This window comes from Halomonas sp. ND22Bw, from assembly GCF_003011945.1.
Lineage (GTDB): Bacteria > Pseudomonadota > Gammaproteobacteria > Pseudomonadales > Halomonadaceae > Halomonas > Halomonas halophila.
In genome coordinates, this window is the sequence record NZ_PXWD01000027.1 from 1 (window position 1) to 2,669 (window position 2,669).

At 69.4% G+C, this 2,669-nt stretch carries 2 protein-coding genes; both read left to right on the forward strand.

Translation table 11 applies throughout. From position 1 onward, the window contains the following. On the forward strand, positions 1–510 hold a 510-nt coding region (locus CVH10_RS16765), incomplete at its 5' end, for an Hcp family type VI secretion system effector (protein ID WP_106489316.1). Positions 511–749: 239 nt separating this feature from the next. After that, the coding region (locus tag CVH10_RS16770) for a type VI secretion system Vgr family protein (RefSeq protein ID WP_106489317.1) at positions 750–2,669 on the forward strand (1,920 nt) is incomplete at its 3' end.

Genomic DNA, 2,669 nt, shown 5'->3' on the forward strand with positions numbered 1-2,669 from the left:
CCGTGTTATATCAGCATCGAAGGCCAGACCCAGGGCAACATCACCGCCGGTGCCTTCACCCCCGAGTCCGTCGGCAACATCTACGTCGAGGGTCACGAGGACGAGATGCTGGTGCAGGAATTCAAGCACATCGTCACCGTGCCGACCGACCCGCAGTCCGGCCAGCCCGCCGGCCAGCGTGCCCACAAGCCGTTCATCTTCACCGTGGCCCTGAACAAGGCCGTGCCGCTGATGTACAACGCCCTAGCTTCCGGCGAGATGCTGCCGAACGTCGAGCTGAAGTGGTACCGCACCTCCGTCGAGGGCAAGCAGGAGCACTTCTTCACCACCTCGCTGACCGACGCCACCATCGTCGACATCAACCTGCGCATGCCCCACGCCCAGGATGCCAACAGCGCCGAGTTCACCCAGCTGATGGACGTGTCCCTGGCCTACCGCAAGATCGACTGGGAACACACCGTCGCCGGCACCTCCGGTTCCGACGACTGGCGCGCCCCGATCGAGGCCTGATCGCCTCGCGCCCCGCGGTGCCCCAGCCAATGCTCGCGCCGGCGGGCACCGTCTTCGTCGCCAGGGCCTCGGCCCTGGCGGCGGCATGTTTCAGCGCTGGTTGTTCCCGTACGTCAGGCGAGCCCTGAGCCATGCCGCCGTCGACTTGTGTCGGCGCCGCACTCGCGTAATCTAGCCCTTTCGCCGGCCCTTCGCGGCCGGTGATCCAAGGAACGGACACGGCCTCCAGGAGGGATGCCATGACCCAGGCCAATGGACTGCAGTTCACCCTGAGCCTCACGGGGGCCGAGGGCGCCGATCTGGCCGTCGTCGACTTCACCCATGAAGAGGCGCTCTCGGCGCCCTTCCACCTGCGGGTGCGCTTCGCCAGCCGCGCCGCCGACCTCTCGCCCGAGGCGCTGCTCGACCGCCCGGCGAGCCTGACCGTATGGCAGGATGGCGTGGCCCAGCGCCGGATCCACGGCATCGTGGCCGAGTTCGGCCGCGGTGACCGCGGTCATCGACGCAGCTTCTACGAGGTGGTGATCCGCCCCTCGCTGTGGCGGCTCTCGCTGCGTCAGAACTCGCGCATCTTCCAGCGCGTCTCGCCGCTCACGATCCTCAACACCCTGTGTGAGGAGCGCGGCCTGACCGACGTGGCCTTCGCGGTGACCCGCGAGCCGGCCGAGCGCGAGTACTGCGTGCAGTACCGCGAGACCGACCTCGAGTTCCTCGAGCGCCTGGCCGCCGAGGAAGGGCTGTTCTATTTCCATGAATTCGAAGATGCCGATCTCGGCGCCCACCGACTGGTGTTCGCCGACGATCCGCAGGTGCTCACCGGCCTCGGCGAGCGCCGCTATCATCACCGTGCCGGCGGCACCCCGCCCCAGCGCCACCTGCGGCGGCTGACCCAGACCGCCCGGGTGCGTCCGGCTCGGGCCCAGCTCAAGGACTATTCGTTCAAGCAGCCGGCCTATGCGCAGCTGCATGACCAACAGGGCCAGCGGCTGGAACAGCACAGCCAGCGGGAGGACTACGAGCACTACGACTACCCTGGCCGCTACAAGGCCGATGCCTCGGGCCGGGCCTTCACCCGCCACCGGCTCGAGCACCTGCGCCACGATGCCCTGACCCTCGACGGCGAGAGCGACCTGCCCGAGCTCGCCCCGGGCGCGCGCTTCACCCTGGCCGACCACGACGTGGCCGAGTTCAACCGCGGCTGGCAGGTCATCAAGGTGGTCCATCAAGGCGAGCAGCCCCAGGCGCTGGGCGAGGACGCCGTGCAGGCCGACGGCATGACGCGGTATCACAACACCCTGAGCCTGACCCCGGACGACACCGCCTGGCGCCCCGCGCCGCGGCCCAAGCCTCGGGTCGACGGCCCCCAGGTGGCCTTCGTGGTTGGCCCCGAGGGCGAGGAGATCCACTGCGACGAGCACGGCCGGGTGCGTTGCCAGTTCCCCTGGGATCGCTACGCGGCGCCGGACGAGACCGCCAGCGCCTGGCTGCGCGTCAGCCAGGGCTGGGCCGGCGGCGGCTACGGCATGATGGCGATTCCGCGCATCGGTCACGAGGTGATCGTCTCCTTCCTGGAAGGTGACCCCGACCAGCCGCTGATCACCGGCCGCACCTACCACGCGGTCAACACGCCGCCGTATTCGCTGCCGGAGCACAAGACGCGCACCGTGCTTCGCACCCAGACCCACCAGGGCGAGGGCTTCAACGAGCTGCGCTTCGAGGACCAGCACGACCAGGAGCAGATCTGGGTGCACGCCCAGAAGGACCTGGAACTGCTGACCGAGAATGACCGCACCGAGGAGATCCGCCGCGACAGCGATCTCGGGATCAAACGCGATCGCATCGCCGAGATCGACCGCGACGACCACCACACCGTGCACGGTGAGCGGCGCGAGAAGAGCGACGGCGCCCAGCACCTGACCGTCGACGGCAGCCTGCACCTCAGCGCCGGCCAGGCCTGGCTCACCGAGAGCGGCCGCGAGCTGCACATCAAGGCCGGCCAGAAGGCGGTGCTGGAAGCCGGCAGCGAGCTGACCCTGGCCGCCGGCGGCAGCTTCCTCAAGATCGACGGCGGCGGCATCACCATCGTCGGCCCCAGCATCAAGGTGAACGCCGGCGGCAGCCCCGGCAGCGGCACCGGGCAGGGCGCCCAGGCGCCGCTG